This window comes from Rhodococcus sp. NyZ502 (genome assembly GCF_041464245.1).
Taxonomy (GTDB): domain Bacteria; phylum Actinomycetota; class Actinomycetes; order Mycobacteriales; family Mycobacteriaceae; genus Rhodococcus_F; species Rhodococcus_F qingshengii.
Genome location: NZ_CP167156.1, coordinates 143436 through 157535, shown reverse-complemented (window position 1 = coordinate 157535; position 14100 = coordinate 143436). Strand labels below are relative to the sequence as shown.

Below are 14100 nucleotides of genomic sequence, written 5' to 3'. Positions count from 1 at the left end.
CGTTTCTCACGTCCCCGGCGCACCCTGTGCCGGGGACGTGAGAAACGACCACCTCGCCGACTGCCGGCACCACCGCGTACGAGGTACAAAAGGCCGCCAACGACGTGGAGTGCCAACTCTTCGCACTCGATCGAGCTGCGGTCCTAACTGCCTGGGTTCGGCCTTGAGCCAGGATTTGGGAACACTTCGTATCGTCTGAACCCCCAGCGAGCCAGACAGAACCAGTGATCCCGCAGCCCCGAGACAATCACGGTCGCCTCCGCAACCGTCTAGGTGGCCGGCACCGCAGTGATGGCGTCCACACAAGTGACGAGCGCGTCGATCAGGATCGGAAGGACAGAAAAAGGAAAAAGGATCTTTTCACTTGTACAGAGCGGAGCGAAGCGGAGTGCTCTTCGGGAGACACCGCAGGCCGGCCGCCGGGCAGGCGGATGCAGTAGGTGATCCGACCGACCGGGTTGAGTGCTAGGCATTTACTCATCTGGAACTGAAAGCGGCAAGCGGGCCGTTTCCGCCTCCGCACCTAGGGACGATCAGCCTTGTTTCGCCTAGTCATAATCTATGAATGCCCAGATTGCGAGGCTTTCGCGCTACTGCCGACGTGACCGACGTCATGTTGTCGCAAATGTTCGGTTATCAAGTTTTGCGCTACCGTCAGTTACATCAAAGTGGGTTGCGGCCGATGCAGCCTTCACGTCGTAGGAGGTTTACATGTCCCGTTCACGTATGGCTGTAGCTGCGCTGTTGGTCCCGGTCGCGGCCGGTGCTGTCGCACTGCTCGGGGCGGGTGCCGCATCTGCCGCAACCCCGTACTCCGGCAACGGGTATGTCGGCATTCGATTCGATCCGAACGAAACTCAATTCATTGCCGACACCAATGCCGCGGATTTCCTCGAGGTCGTTCCGAACGACTACTGGAGCATCGCCCTCGGCGAAGGCTCGATCTACAAGGGCGACGGCCAGCACGTCTACGCCAGCATCGATCAGTTGGTCGAGGAAACAGCGTCCCACCGAGGTGAGATCTCCTTCTCGCTCACCGATCCTGCGATCTGGAACAACAACATCTACATCCTTCAGAACTGGTGACATAGGTCGAGTTCGTACGCGTAGGGCCGGTGAACGCATTACTCACCGGCCCTTTTCGCGTATCCGTATTTGCCCCGCTCAAGTGGTGGCCGGCACTTCCGCGATGGCGTCGGCGGTCACGAGCATGTCGATTTCGACGAGGTTGGTTCCGCCGGCATCGGTGACGCGCACGGTTACCCCGGCCAACCATTGCCCATCGTGCATCCGTGCCCAGAATTTGAGAACGCCGTCGAGGTATCCGGACATGTAGAGCGCGGACGTTTTCACCCGCATGCTCACGTGATCGGCGCGTGAGGCTCCCCCACGCCCGAGTGGGAGCGCGCGGCCCATCTCTTGTGCACTACTGGACAGTGGCCAGTGAATCGGAAGGCGTCGCCGCTCCGCATTTCCACCACACAACCGACACTTTCATCTGAACGAACCGCAAGATGTCAGACGCTCGACTGGAGGCCCCAGCCGAGCACGGTCAGGGCGATGATCGTTGCGACAACCGCATGAATTCACCTACGGCTGGAAGAGATTTCGGACGAAGGAGAGGCTTTCGGGGAGCGCTGCCCGCATCGTCTCGATATGACCGGTCGGATATGTGCGGAATGTGACTGGCTGGCGGTTGGCGGCGAGTTCGGCCGCAAGTTTCAAAGCCAGCGGTGCCGGCACCATCTCGTCCGTCAGCCCCTGCCCGAGGAACACTGGCCGGTCGTACCCTGTCGTCGGGATCTCCAGCATGCCGCGAGCAGCAGCCAGCACCGCGAGATCGTCGAGGGGCCGGTTCACCAGATCGCCGATCGTGACGTCGCCGAGCCCCGATGCCATGTCCTGGTAGCAGTCGGTTTCGGCTCGGGCAAGGGCATCCGTGCCGCGCGGTGTCAGGTAGCGATCGATGTCGAGATCGGGTCGCGCCGCCCGGAGTCCGGCCAAGAGGTACGAGACGAACACGGTGCTGCCGGTCAGTGGCAATCGTGGAAAGTCCGGCCCCACGAGTGGTGCAAGGTTCTCCAGATTGGACGGCGCCCCGGTCGCGACCGCGCCCCGGTAGTCCAATTCGGGTGCGTACCGTGTGGCCATCGCTGCCGTGACCATAGCGGCCTGCCCGCCCTGAGACTGTCCGAGTGCCGACCACCGCGGTGAGAGCGACGGTTCGACCGCACGCGCGGCGCGCACCATGTCGATCACGCTGTGCGCCGCCGACGGTCCGTCCAGGTACGCGTGGATTCCCGGCGTGCCGAGCCCCACGTAGTCGGTCGCGACGATCGCGTAGCCCTGCGAGAGCCAGTTCGTGAGGTATGGACTGCCGACGGTCCCGGTCACGGTGGGAGCGCACTGGTCGGAAATACCTACAGTGCCGTGAGCCCACGAGATGACCGGCCAGCCGCCTTCGGGTGGATCGCCGGGGGGCAGGAAGAGCGCGCCCGTACTCAACGCGGGCTGGCTGCGCGGTCCTGTGGACCAGTACGTGAGCTTTGATGCGTTGGCTGCGCCGGGAATCCAGAAGGAGTGTGGCAGGGGAGTTGCCGCGGTCACTGTGCCCGGCGTCGTGATTGGCGCCGGTTCCTGCGCGTGGACGGGCGCGGTCGAGACGGCCGCGGAGGCGAGTGCGATCACCATCAATGCTTGGCCGAGTCGTTGTCGGATCATCGCATCGCTCCCGTGGTTCGTCGGTGTCTGCGCCGACTTCCATTCTGCGCGAACCGGCGGTGCCGGCGTACCGGTTCGACCATCTTCGGGTGCTCGTACAGCAAGATGACCGGACATGTACAGCACGGACGTTCTCACCCGCATACTGACGTGATCGGCAGGTGACGTGCCACCCCGACCGAGCGGGAGCGCACGGCCGATGTCTGGTGCACTACTGGCACTACTGGACAGTCCATGACGCCTTCCAGTCGTAGGGCACCGGACCTCTCGCCTATTTCACCGTTGTTGTGATGAGGTAGCTCGCTACGACGGCTGGAAACGACTTGGTTCGGATCCCACGCATCAGTGGACCAACGGGGCCCTCGCCTACGGAACGTAAACGGTCACGAGGCCCGGTGTGTAGGGGCCGGCATTTGAAGTGGCGGCGATGACGACCTGCCCAGTTCCGGTCGGCAGGGTTGCTTCCGGGTATCCGTCCCTTCCGGCCGACATCCGGGCGGTCCCGGAGGCTCCATTCGACAGGTTCAGCCAGTGCATGTCGCCCGGGAGTAGGCACGCCCTTATGCCGTCCTTCGGGCCGGTGATCGTCACGGTCCCAGGCTGTTCGTCGACGACGGCCCAGCAGCGGATCGAGGGAACGTCGAGGCTGCCGTTCGGGTTTCCGAACGGCGCCGGGTTGATCTGGAACGGAACGGTGACCGCTGCGGAGGCGACGGCTGCTGGCGCCAGAACCGCACCGGCCACGATCGCAGCGCCGGCGACCCATCGGCGAACGAAATCGATCATGGCGACCTCCCAAACAGTCGGGGCCAGGCTTCGTCACTCTACTGCTCACCGCCCGTGTTGCTCGCCCTATTCGTGCAGCTGGAACACACCCACCCGGCCCGGCGGTCCAATATCTAGCTGAACTTACGACTCAGACCAACCTGGCAACTTGGATGTCACCCTCCGCGAAGCGAGCGATCCGATTTCGGATTCTTAAATCGAGTGCACTCTCAATAGATTTTAAAGTGCGCAGGAGAGGATTTGGGAAACGAATCGAAATACCAATCGCGGTCGCCCTCATTGAAACCCGGTTAGTACGGAACGGGAATGAAACGGTCCTGGATCGGAGTCGCACCCATTTCTGTCGGAAGACTCTGCGCCAATCCGAATCTAATTCAAGGAAACGGAGGCATATCCACCTGGCCAGATGGCCAGAAAGGGCGATATCTCAAGAAATGCATCGAGTCGCGACCGGAAATCGAGCGACCGAAGCATGACGAAATCTGAGGGGAACGGGAGTCATGAAACGACTCATCTTCGCATTGGCAGCGATGCTGGGCTTACTGGGCGTGTTCATACCCACAGCATCCGCAGAAACTCCGATCAATCAATGCGTCGGCACCTGGTCCGTCGTCGTCGGCGGACTCAACAACAACAATTCGGACGGCTTCTTCAACCAGAACCAGCGTGTCGGTTACAACAGCTACGACACCCGAGCCGGGGTCAACGAGCTGAACCGGCTCACGCGGGATCATCGCCGGTTCTGCCCCGGCGACCACATCAAGATGGTCGGCCACTCCGGCGGCGCTGCGGTCGTTCATGTGTGGCTGACCGAGAACGGCACCGGGTTCGGAAATATCAACACCGTTTTGCTCGCCGACCCGAAACGCCCTGCGGGACCAGGTGGCCCGGGCTTCGCGCAGACCGACTTCCCGTTCAACCTCTATCCGCCGCTCGCTGGTGCAGACAACTTCTACAGCGGGGTGCCGGTGTGGACGGTGTGCAACAACAGCGATCACATCTGCAATTCGCAGGCGACCTGGGACGGTTACTTCGTCGGCGGTACACACGACGCCTACGACAAGGACGTCAACCACTACTCCGACTGGGGTAACGGACAGGACTACCGCTGGTTCTGAGACCGGGCTACCGGCGCGGGATCTCGCAGAAGGTCGTCTGCCGTAGCTTCCTGCATGGTCGCCTAGCGGCGGCGCTCCATCGAAACTGCGGCCGAGTCAGTCATGTGGATGCACATGGCAACCCCCTCCGCGTGTGTGTCCCGACCACGTCCCCTGACTGAACCGTGGCCTGGGGTTTTGTCTGTTTGGCGGGAAACGAGTGCATCGTCAATACCGTTTGAACATGGGGGCACTACTACAGGGGCGGAGTCGCGCTCGGACTCGACAACGTCATCGCCTACTGCGTCGACTGTGCCGTGGGCTCAGCGGTGTTGCGGCGAAGTTCGCACACCAACTCCGCCGTCTGCGTTGCTCTTTGAGGTTCTCGCGACATTCGGTGCCCGATCGCCTCGGGATGGTCGCGATCCCACGGACATGGTCTCCGGCGTGTGCCCATACGAAGCGGTGGAATCGGCGACAGCGCATCCCCAGCGTTACCGACACCGGCCAGGAATCCGAGTCTCTTCGAGCGGCGAGTTCGCAGTAGCCGAGCTACTACGAACTTGCCGCTTTCCGCGTCTCTAACCACTCATTTTCGCGGATATGGAGCAAGGACATGGCCACAATTTACATCGATGCCACACGGTTCTCCACGGTCGTCGTCTGCACCTGCGGTTGGCGGGGCATCACTGGCAACCGCGTGACCGCCTGGGGCGCCGCCGCAGCCCACTTGAGGATCTGCCACGAAGACCTCCCCTCTGCACGTCGCGCCTTGCAGGCCGCACGCGACGCCCGATACCGACGACAGTCGAAAGCCTCTGGACAGCAAAGAGACTCTGCCGGCAATGGTCCTTCCCCACGCGTAGACCGCACCACCCGCCCACCCCGGCGTCCCGACGCGGCCACCACCGAGACCGAGTCAAACAGGCCCGCACAGGACTCTCCCGGCTCGACCGCAGGAGCGCGAACCTTCTGTTAGCTCGAACATTCGGGAAACGAGTGCACTCTCAATAGATTAGATATTGCGCACTAATGGCCGCCCTCAATAACAGAAAGGTATCCAGAGGCCCCTTTCATCAGCTCTCGTTTCAGCCGATTGAATAGCGCAAATAAAAACCATCCGGGCCGAACAGCTCTGCTTGGCGTGCCCGTGAAATACGGATTCGCGGCCCGGAAACTTCGCCGCGATGAGGCGTCCCTCAGCAATACCTCATCGCCACAAGAAAGAGGAAGAAATGAGAAGAACACTCGAAGTCTCGCAGTCGCCGTCAGCACATTCCTCACGTGATGGTGCGCCCCGGCATGGCCTCACAGGGGCCCGTCGACGGCCGAGGATTCACTCCGGTCGCCAATTGAACACGAATTCTCGGGCCGTTCGCCCTCCTGATGAAGCAAGACCCGTGATCCACGATCTCCCTCAAGTCGTCAGGTTCATCAATAAAAGGAGAATAATGAAGCGAATTCTGATCCTTCTCGCGTCGATCGCAGCCTTCGTCCTACCGATGCTGGCATTTGCTCCGGCAGCCCAGGCTGCGACCGGCGTCGTCACCAACGGTACGGGCTGGACGGGGAGCCTAACGGCCAACGGTCCGGAAAACCGGTGCACACTCGCGGCGGTTGGCTACGACCAGTACGGCAACAAGATCGCGATCTCTGCGGCGCACTGTGTGAGCCAGTCGCCGGGCCCCCTGCCGGGTGGCGGTTGGTCGAACGGGAACTACGTGCCCGATGGTGGACCGGTCTATGAGTGGACGCCCAACAACGGTCCCCGCAAGCACATCGGAAACATCGCCTATCGGAGCTGGAACGGAACCGGATACCCGGTGCCCGTCGACCAGGTCAACCCGAACTCGTTCGGCACCGACTACGTCGTGATCAAGCTGAACGCAGATGCCGACCTCCGGTCGAACGGTCCGGGCGCGCGGATCGACGGCATCGGCGTGGCCAACCCCGGCCTGTTCACCAACATGTGCAAGGACGGGATCGGCTCGGGCATCACTTGCGGGATCGTCGTCGGCGACAGCCCCACGCGGATCTTCACCGCTGGATTATCGACTGGCGGCGATTCGGGTGGTCCTTTGTTCGCCGCGGGTACGACCAAGATCAGCGGCTATGTGCGCGGCATTGCTGCCAGCGGAACGTCGTTCGAGTACGTGAAGTTCTCGGCGGTGCTCAACGAGATCAACTCCCCGGGTAGCCCCCTCCCTGAGGGTAAGGGCTTCAGCCCGGTCAACAACTGAACACATGCGACAGCGGGCCAGCGATCAAGTCGACTGCTGGCCCGCTGTCGCTCTGGAGTCAGTCGACCGGCACGCCGAGTAACGAAAGAATGTAGACGAGCGGCGCGTACGGTCCCCAAAAAGCCCAAGCCGTTGCTCCCATTTGACTCACCTCCAATCAGGGGCAGTGTCCGCCGAGGTCGCACGGGATCACGGCCCAGATCGGGCGCCGACACTCCCACTGCAATAGGAGTCCCCGCATCCAGCCACTTGAATCACTAACGTCCCTGAAGGGGGCTCCCGATCGTCCGACCCTGTCAGGTCAGGCTAGACCCCGGAAGTGGCCGAACGGAAGGTTCGAAGGGACATTCAATCCACCTACCGGTGGAAACAGCTATCAACGCGGCTTCGGATCGAACTTCTGACCCCAAATACTGTCTCGCCATCACCGTCACCCCGACGTCCGCGTACCGACTATCCAAATGCAGCAGACGGCATACAGAAGAACGCCTTCAACGTCGTCCGCTGAAACAACACCCGCACCACTGTCACCTTTTCGAACACGCCCACCTCGACCCCGGTGTGTCGACCCTGAGGCGACGGCGGCGTAGTTACGAGAGTGGTCGACACCAACAGGTCCGCCGAATCACATCGACACTGGACATTGGACACGCTCAAACCCGGTCTACAAGATGTCGACTTTCACTGCCTTCGGCTCGTCGAATGTCCTGATCACGGGGTGATCGGGCCAGCGTTCGGTCCAGTGGTCGGTGTTGATCACTGCGCTGCCCTCAATGGCGGTACCCCGGCGGCGAGGGTGTCGTCGACGGTGGCCCAGCGGAGTTGTCCGCTCTCGTCCCGGATCTCCAGGGTTCCGGTGCGTTGTTGGAATCCTTTGCCGGCGGCCGCGATGTCGAGTCGAACGCCTGTCACACGCCCCCTCCCCGCTGACAATCCCGTGTATCTGGCTACTCGGGACGAGATCCGCAGATCCGGACCGTCCCATTGCCCTTCCGTGACAATCAACAGTGATCCCTTGCTCCTTGCACGCGCGGCCACAGCCCGTCCGCGAGAAGGCGTTACAGCGCCACCAGAGAGCCCCAGGACAACCACGTCGAAGCCCTCCAGCAAAATTGCGGCGCAGTCGATCGCAGCATCCTTTGGCTGCGGCACGAGCGCGACTTCTCTGGGGGTATGAAGCTGTTTCAGCCGTCCATGAACCATGGTTTGCGCAGTTCAGGATGCGAGGGGTGGGCAGAACACATTCAATTGAATGTGGTGCGGTGATGCGTGCTCACCAACTCCAGTCGTCGCTGGTGGTGTGTTCGGTCTTGCCGATGACGTAGCTGCTTCCCGATCCGGAGAAGAAGTCGTGGTTCTCGGCCGCTCCCGGGTCGAGCGAAGACAGGATCTCGGGCGCTATCTGGCATTGGTCACGCGGGAACAGGTCCGCGAATCCGAGGTTGGCGAGAGCTTTGTTGGCGTTGTACCGCATGTAGGGCAACACCGGTTCGGTCATGCCCAGGGGGTCGTACAGGTAGTGCGCGTAGCGGACCTCGTTCTCGTACAGGTCTGTGAGCATGGAGTACGCGAAGTCTTCGAGTTCGGCTCTTCGCCCGGTGTCGGCGAGGTTGTATCCGCGTTGAAATTTGTAGCCGATGTAGTAGCCGTGGACTGCTTCGTCGCGGATGATCAGGCGGATGATGTCGGCGGTGTTGGTGAGCATCGATCGCGCCGACCAGTACATCGGCAGGTAGAAGCCGCTGTAGAACATGAACGATTCGAGCATCACGGAGCTGATCTTCTTCTTCAGCGCGTCGTCACCTCGGTAGTAGGACAAGATGATTCGTCCTTTGCGTTGCAGGAACTCGTTCTGTCGTGACCACGCGAAGGCGTCGCGGATTTCCTTGCTCGAGCACAGAGTCGAGAAGATGGAACTGTAGCTTTTGGCGTGCACCGATTCCATGAATGCCATGTTCGTATAGACGGCTTCTTCATGGTCGGTGACGGAGTCGGCGAGCATCTCGATGCATCCGACGGTCCCTTGCATGGTGTCGAGCAGGGTCAGTCCGGTGAACGCCCGGACCGTCAATGTTTGCTGTTCGGGGGTCATCGCCTGCCAGGTCGGAAGATCATTCGACAACGGTACTTTTTCGGGGAGCCAGAAGTTCGTGGTGAGCCGATTCCACACCTCGACATCCTTCTCGTCCGGCACCTCGTTCCAATTGATTGCCTCGATCGCATCGCCCGGGATTTGGTTCATGTACGCAGCTCCTTCGTTTGTTCGGTGAACGCGGTATCCGCCTGTGCCGGCAGCCGACATTTCTCCAGTTTCCACATCCGGCAACCCGAAAAGGGCACTAAATATAGACATGATCGGGACATCATGCACAACATATTGCGTTACACAGGCAGAATAGATCATAGTTCGTCGAGCCTGATAGTTTAGTTTGGCACACCGAAATTTGAGTCGGAGTGAGTTCGAATGACAGGTAGACGACCGGAAAGGACCCCATTTCAGTGCCCACCCTTACCAGTGAGATGACCGCAATGCTCAGCGAGCAGCTACCGATCCTGGCAACCGTCACAGACGGAGCGCTGCCGAACATCGGCCCGAAACGATCCCTGCGGGTATACGACGACACCACACTGATCTTCAACGAGAACACCGGCGGGCAGACCCTGCGCAATATTCGTGCCGGCTCGAAAATCGCGGTGGCGGTCATCGACCGTGACGCACTCGACGGATATCGTTTCCTCGGATCCGCGCAAGTGCACGATTCGGGCCCTGCGTTCGACAACGCCGCCCACTTCGCTTCGGAACGAGGAATGTCCGCCCCCAAATGTGCGGTCCTGATTCACATCGAGGAAATCTTCACCCTCAAACCCGGAGCCACCGCAGGCACACGTATCTAGGTGAGAAGAAGAACACTCGGTACCCTTCTGCCGCAGGAAATTTCATCACACGCCGAACGAAATGCTGGTGCCCAGTTCGGGGCGAATGAAACTACACACCACCGAGTCGATGTTGCGTATTCATGTTGGTGAAAAGTTCCCGGTTCGCGGCGCGGGCTGCGTCGAGTTCTTGATCGCGTTCTTCGAGGCGGCCGGTGAGGTCGACGACCTGCTGCTCGAGCGAGGTGATGCGGCGTTGGAGTTGTTCGACGTCGGCGGGTGCGCCGAGCCCGGACTCGCGCCAGACCTGTTGCCCGAGCAGTTCGGAGAGTTTCCGCTCCAGGAGCGCGTTGTGGGCGGCGAAGCGGGTGATGCGTTGCTGTGCGTTGGCGAGGTCCGCGTGCAACGATTCTCGCGTTACCGCAGCCTCATTCGCCGTAATGCTTGTCGGCGCAGCTTGAGCGGTATAGATCTGAGAGAGCAGGTCCTTGTGGCGGTACAGGAAGGTGCGGTCCACTCCCGCTGCTCGGGCGATCCCGGCGACACTGATCTGCGTTCCGACCGCCACAGCGCCTTCGAGTGTGGTCAGTACTCGTTGCCTGCGACGAGAGGTGTCAGCGCGGCGTCCGTTGATCATCGGGTTCGTCATTGCTCAGATGTCCTGTCCGGCCGGACATCGGGGAGCGGTTGCCTGACCTGCGGTGTCCCGAGACCGACGACGGTGGTGCGGGCCCGGCGCACGATTCCGATCGATTCCTCGATCTGAGCGCGATCCGTGGTAGGTAAGTCATCGACCTCGGTTTTGATCTGTGAGATCAGGCGACGGATGCGGGAGATTTCCGCTTCCGAGGGCATCGCTTCTGCCGTGGCCCAGTCATCGGCGACGAACGCACCGCGAAGTCGCTCACGGCTACGCAGCAACGCCGCGAGATAACCTTCGAGGTCGGGCAGGTACGACACATCGGTCGAGAAGTGTGAGCAGCCGACGCATCGAAACCGGATCGGGCAGTCGTGCCCGCCGGCGGCAACGTTGCTCGGTTCGCTGCAGCTTCCGTAGGGGACGGCGACCTCGCCGACCGCGCGGCGGAGGTGTTCGGAATCGAGTAGCGCGGTCGCTTCACGCCAGATCCTGGTTCCGTGTCGGTCGAAGTGCATACTCGTGAGCCGATCGACGGCTTCCCTGCGTCTGTCTTCACCGACGCGGTAGTACACCTGTGTCGTGCCGATGTAGCGATGACCCATCAACTGGCACAAGACATCCACGCCGACACCTGCGTCGGCGTGGCGCTGGGCGTATGTATGCCGGTAGGCGTAGAGAAATATCTGGGACCGATTGAACGGCAACATTTTCGTCACCCGTTTGCCGTCGGATTCCACGGTCATCGGGATGCTGATGTCGGGGAGAGTGAGGATCCACTCGTGATGGCGTTTGCTGAGGTATTTGTCATTCAACGCCCGCCGTCCGTGCGGATTTCGTGTCGGAGCGGAGATGAGTTTGAGCGTCTCGATCGGCTCATCGGGGAATCGGGCACGGACGCGCTCGCATTGGGCGATGATCGTGGCAGCAGTGGCTTCGCCGATCGGCAGACGTGCACCCCGGTGATCGGCTTTGAAGTTGGTGTAGACGAGGACAGGTTTGCCCTGCTCGTCCCGGTCCAAGCAGTCGAGGTCGAGCCGGCAGATCTCATCCGGGCGCCGTCCGGTATCGATGATCAACTCCACTGCCACTCGAATATCTCTCGTGCTTGCCTGCTCCAATTCGTCGAGATGTTCGCAGATATGCCGCATCACCTCGATCGGAAGATCCCTGCATTCCTTCTCGACATCACCTTCCTGAGGTATGTCTTCCGGATACAGGATGAAGTCGTCCGGAAGTCCCTGCATCGGCTGACCCGGGCGGGTCAGGCCCAGCGCACGCATCTTCCCCGTCAATCGACGAAGATCCTGCACCGTGACATGCCGGGTTTTCGCGCTGATCGTTCCGTCCGCGCACAGGAACGTCAACCGATTCAGAAATCCACACATATCGCTACGGGAAAGCAGGTGCGGTTCGTTGCCGTGGTCACTCGGTCGTTGCAACCGTAAGCTTTCCGACAATCTCGCCAGAGAGCGGAGGTCGTTCTGCGCGGCAGCTTTCGCGTTCAGTGAGCGCCGCTGAGGCAGATCGTTGTACGCCCAAATCTTGGCCGCTTCCCGCAACCACGGTTGCGAGATCTTCCCGAACCGCAGCGTCCCTGTGTAACCGAACACCGAAGTGTCCCAGTCGTCTTTGACTCGTTCCGTTTCCGGAGTCAACCTCAATCGCCGCACCGACTTGACGATGTACCGACAAAGGATCTTCGAATTCTCCGCCAGCTGCGTCGGATCCACCTCCTCAACCGACCGACACTCTTCGGCCAGCAGTTTCGCGATCAGCGGGCGGACGTGCTCGGGCAGCGTCTTCGCACCCCACTCCGTCCGGTGTTGCACGCCGAAAAGTACTTCGGCGACAACGCGATCCGGCAAGCCCCGCAGGCTGCATTCGTTGACCGTGGGAATCGCGGCAGAAGTACGCCGAAATCGTGGTTCGTCCACCTCCTGCCCACCGATCGCGGCATCAGCGATCAAGCGGTTCCAATGCAGAGAGTGGTTGACGCAGTACGCCCCACTTGTGCTGCGGTCGCGGGTGCATGCCGCTACCTGACACGGTCCGAACGACGGTAATGCGACCACCCCGGACCGCGCCAGAAACTCCTCCAGGGACACGTTCGCCGTCTTCACGCGCGACCAGTGGTGCGAATGGCACAACACTGCGTGGCGCGAGACCCACGGTCTCGCACAGTCCGGCACTGCGCACCTGCCCGCACCGGACTGCGTCCACTGCCGAGGTTTCTTCGCGAACTCCTCGACAGGCAGGCGGCCATCGGCAATCCACCGCTTCCGGCAGAAAGGACACAAACTTTGCGGATTGTCGGCCTTGATCCCACAACCGGTCACCACGCATTGCCTGCATCCCAACTGCGGATGCTCACGTGGAAAGTACGTGACCCTTCGCTCAGTCCATCCCAACACTTCCAGGAAGTCAGGTCGGATCTGTTCCCACAACGACGCGACAACGGCATCGTCGTCCCTGACATCGAAGAGGGGCAACGCCTGTGAGGTCGTCACGACAAACCCTCGATCATCGCGCGCGGGGACGGAACCCGCTCGACCGCGTCCCGCAACCGATCCGGTGACGGATGCAGATACGGCTGCGCCGACATCGGGGACGCGTGCCCGAGCAACCCCTGTATCTCGTCGAGCAACGCGCCGGAATCGGCCAGATTGCTGGCGAACCCGTGCCTGCACTGATGCGGCGAAATCGGCCGGCCCAGCTGCGCCCGCGCACACAACGCCTCGAACAGCTCGTTGATCGCGCCCACCGTCATCGGAGCACCCAGCGGCTCCCGAAACAAGTTGACCAACAGGAAGTCGCACTCTGCGGCAGCAGGTTTCGTCGCGCGCTCAAGCAAGTACAGATCGAGAGCACGTACCACCAGGAAATCGAGCGGAACCGCTCGTGGGTGACGCGATTTAGCCACCGCACCATTCGAATTCTCGCGCCGCACCACGTGCACATGCGCCCCACGAATCAGACACCGATGCACCGCATTATCCGGCAACAAATGCACATCACTGCGGCGCACACCCACGAGCTCACCACGCCGCAACCCTGCACGGGAAAGCAGCAACACAATCAACCGATCCCGCGCAGACCGACACACCCGAAAAAGCGCGACGAGTTCGTCGTCGCTTGCCCGATCGACGTCTGTTCGGGGTTCCCGCAGACTGTGTCGGGCTCGCAAGCGGTAGCGCAGGATTCCGTCCTCTCCCTGCGCTGCCAACGGCAGATCACGGGTGTCGGCGAGCTCGTAGAGCTGCTCGAGCACCGCCCCCGGCGCTTCCTTCGCCACCACCGCGAACGAGAGGAAGCCGCGAACCGCAACAAGAATTTGATTGATCCGAGAAGCACCCCGAACCGGTTCGGCACCCGGCCCCGCCACCACCGGCGAGCCGTCCACGCGCGTGTACTTCAACCACACGATGAACAGACCCATATCTCTTGCCGCAGCGGGCCATTGACGGCCGGTGCGATCGCACCATCGGAGGAACAATGCGATGCTCTGCGCGTACGCCTTCGTCGTCGACTCCGCTCGATCCCGACCGAACCGCAACTCCCGCAGATAGCGGTCCGCCACCGCCATCACGTCGTAACCGCCGTCGACCACCGTCCAATACCGCCCACCCGACGGCATCCGCACCAGAAAAGCCTTCACAGCATCTCCTCTCCTGGCACCACAGAGAACAACAGCAACCACACCCCCAAAGAAACGGTGCGAGAACGCCCTTCGTGCATCCTTGCA

At 61.4% G+C, this 14100-nt stretch carries 11 protein-coding genes and 1 pseudogene; 4 read left to right on the top strand and 8 right to left on the bottom strand.

Annotation, left to right across the window (positions count from 1 at the left end):
- Window positions 1–711: 711 nt before the first annotated feature.
- A complete protein-coding gene (locus tag ACBG85_RS29810) occupies window positions 712–1086 on the top strand; it encodes a hypothetical protein (RefSeq protein WP_125461381.1) in 375 nt (124 codons plus the stop codon).
- Between the two features lie 78 nt (window positions 1087–1164).
- Here ACBG85_RS29810 and ACBG85_RS29805 read toward each other — a convergent pair whose 3' ends face one another.
- The 3 genes from ACBG85_RS29805 to ACBG85_RS29795 all read right to left on the bottom strand — a co-directional run bounded on the left by ACBG85_RS29805 (window position 1165) and on the right by ACBG85_RS29795 (window position 3507).
- Complete coding sequence (locus tag ACBG85_RS29805; protein WP_084326105.1) at window positions 1165–1416, bottom strand: hypothetical protein; 252 nt, start codon at window positions 1414–1416, stop codon at window positions 1165–1167.
- 174 nt (window positions 1417–1590) lie between these two features.
- Window positions 1591–2721, bottom strand: a complete 1131-nt coding sequence (locus ACBG85_RS29800) for a lipase family protein (RefSeq protein WP_372027952.1) — start codon at window positions 2719–2721, stop codon at window positions 1591–1593.
- Between the two features lie 366 nt (window positions 2722–3087).
- Window positions 3088–3507 carry a hypothetical protein gene (locus ACBG85_RS29795; protein WP_256921939.1) on the bottom strand — a complete coding sequence of 140 codons (420 nt, stop codon included), beginning with the start codon at window positions 3505–3507 and terminating at the stop codon, window positions 3088–3090.
- A gap of 500 nt (window positions 3508–4007) precedes the next feature.
- Here ACBG85_RS29795 and ACBG85_RS29790 point away from each other — a divergent pair, with 500 nt between their 5' ends.
- Complete coding sequence (locus ACBG85_RS29790) at window positions 4008–4625, top strand: cutinase family protein (RefSeq protein ID WP_084324754.1); 618 nt, start codon at window positions 4008–4010, stop codon at window positions 4623–4625.
- A 1430-nt stretch (window positions 4626–6055) separates the two neighbouring features.
- Window positions 6056–6844: a hypothetical protein gene (locus ACBG85_RS29785; RefSeq protein ID WP_084324753.1), complete on the top strand. Its 789-nt coding sequence runs from the start codon at window positions 6056–6058 to the stop codon at window positions 6842–6844.
- A 756-nt stretch (window positions 6845–7600) separates the two neighbouring features.
- Here the strand turns inward: ACBG85_RS29785 and ACBG85_RS29780 are convergent.
- Window positions 7601–8008: pseudogene (locus ACBG85_RS29780) on the bottom strand (hypothetical protein); the annotation flags it as partial.
- Between the two features lie 109 nt (window positions 8009–8117).
- The gene (gene nrdF / locus ACBG85_RS29775; protein ID WP_046380438.1) at window positions 8118–9086 is read right to left on the bottom strand and encodes a class 1b ribonucleoside-diphosphate reductase subunit beta; all 969 of its coding nucleotides are present in this window, start codon (window positions 9084–9086) and stop codon (window positions 8118–8120) included.
- Between the two features lie 257 nt (window positions 9087–9343).
- Here nrdF and ACBG85_RS29770 point away from each other — a divergent pair, with 257 nt between their 5' ends.
- Window positions 9344–9739, top strand: coding sequence for a pyridoxamine 5'-phosphate oxidase family protein (locus ACBG85_RS29770; RefSeq protein ID WP_080945847.1), 396 nt, complete (start codon window positions 9344–9346; stop codon window positions 9737–9739).
- Between the two features lie 91 nt (window positions 9740–9830).
- Here ACBG85_RS29770 and ACBG85_RS29765 read toward each other — a convergent pair whose 3' ends face one another.
- The 3 genes from ACBG85_RS29765 to ACBG85_RS29755 form a co-directional block, all read right to left on the bottom strand.
- Window positions 9831–10367: a DUF6262 family protein gene (locus ACBG85_RS29765; RefSeq protein ID WP_080945848.1), complete on the bottom strand. Its 537-nt coding sequence runs from the start codon at window positions 10365–10367 to the stop codon at window positions 9831–9833.
- Window positions 10364–12463, bottom strand: a complete 2100-nt coding sequence (locus tag ACBG85_RS29760; RefSeq protein WP_372027951.1) for a tyrosine-type recombinase/integrase — start codon at window positions 12461–12463, stop codon at window positions 10364–10366. Before ACBG85_RS29760 ends, ACBG85_RS29765 begins: the two co-directional genes overlap by 4 nt.
- Window positions 12464–12861: 398 nt before the next feature.
- Complete coding sequence (locus tag ACBG85_RS29755; protein ID WP_046380351.1) at window positions 12862–13992, bottom strand: site-specific integrase; 1131 nt, start codon at window positions 13990–13992, stop codon at window positions 12862–12864.
- Window positions 13993–14100 lie beyond the last annotated feature (108 nt).

Coding starts and splice junctions, on each gene's coding strand:
- ACBG85_RS29810 (WP_125461381.1), top strand. CDS start 712: ATGTCCCGTTCACGTATGGCTGTAGCTGCGCTGTTGGTCCCGGTCGCG.
- ACBG85_RS29805 (WP_084326105.1), bottom strand. CDS start 1,416: ATGGGCCGCGCGCTCCCACTCGGGCGTGGGGGAGCCTCACGCGCCGAT.
- ACBG85_RS29800 (WP_372027952.1), bottom strand. CDS start 2,721: ATGATCCGACAACGACTCGGCCAAGCATTGATGGTGATCGCACTCGCC.
- ACBG85_RS29795 (WP_256921939.1), bottom strand. CDS start 3,507: ATGATCGATTTCGTTCGCCGATGGGTCGCCGGCGCTGCGATCGTGGCC.
- ACBG85_RS29790 (WP_084324754.1), top strand. CDS start 4,008: ATGAAACGACTCATCTTCGCATTGGCAGCGATGCTGGGCTTACTGGGC.
- ACBG85_RS29785 (WP_084324753.1), top strand. CDS start 6,056: ATGAAGCGAATTCTGATCCTTCTCGCGTCGATCGCAGCCTTCGTCCTA.
- nrdF (WP_046380438.1), bottom strand. CDS start 9,086: ATGAACCAAATCCCGGGCGATGCGATCGAGGCAATCAATTGGAACGAG.
- ACBG85_RS29765 (WP_080945848.1), bottom strand. CDS start 10,367: ATGACGAACCCGATGATCAACGGACGCCGCGCTGACACCTCTCGTCGC.
- ACBG85_RS29755 (WP_046380351.1), bottom strand. CDS start 13,992: ATGCCGTCGGGTGGGCGGTATTGGACGGTGGTCGACGGCGGTTACGAC.